This is a genomic window from Pseudomonas sp. RA_35y_Pfl2_P32 (assembly GCF_963970735.1).
Lineage (GTDB): Bacteria > Pseudomonadota > Gammaproteobacteria > Pseudomonadales > Pseudomonadaceae > Aquipseudomonas.
Genome location: NZ_CAXAQF010000284.1, coordinates 1 through 473, shown reverse-complemented (window position 1 = coordinate 473; position 473 = coordinate 1). Strand labels below are relative to the sequence as shown.

Genomic DNA, 473 nt, shown 5'->3' with positions numbered 1-473 from the left:
CCATATGCTCGCTGCCCGCTGCCTCGCGCTCCCATTCCTCCGCAGTTTTGCAGATGCTGGCCCGCACCCGCGAGCTGGTCGTCGCTTCCGAACGACAAATTTTGCGCGGCTTGGCGGGTTTGCTGGGCTTTGCCGTCGGGGTGGGACCCGACGACGTTCCCTCAGCGGATGTTTGCGCAATCACCGGCGATGCCGCAAGCGCGATGGCAGCCATCATCGAGGCAGAACGGACCAGCATGAAGATCTCCGACTTATGCGATGCGCCGGTGTAACCAGCCCGCAAGATGCCGTCAAAGCAGAATAATCTGTGCCGCGCGCTTAGCGGTCCCGCGGCCGCTTTCCTGCCAGCGCGCTCAGCACGCCGCGCACGGTGCGAACCTCCTGCGCCGACCAGCCAGGCTTGGTCAGCAAGGTCCGCAAGGTCCGTCGCGTCACCGGCGTGCGTTCGGGCGGGAAGAAGAAATCGGTCTCGC

Annotated in this window: 1 protein-coding gene; it reads left to right on the top strand. The window is 64.9% G+C overall.

Annotation, left to right across the window (positions count from 1 at the left end; genetic code table 11):
• A partial coding sequence (locus tag AACY45_RS28295) for a hypothetical protein (RefSeq protein WP_339548770.1) occupies window positions 1–272 on the top strand: 272 nt, incomplete at its 5' end.
• Window positions 273–473 lie beyond the last annotated feature (201 nt).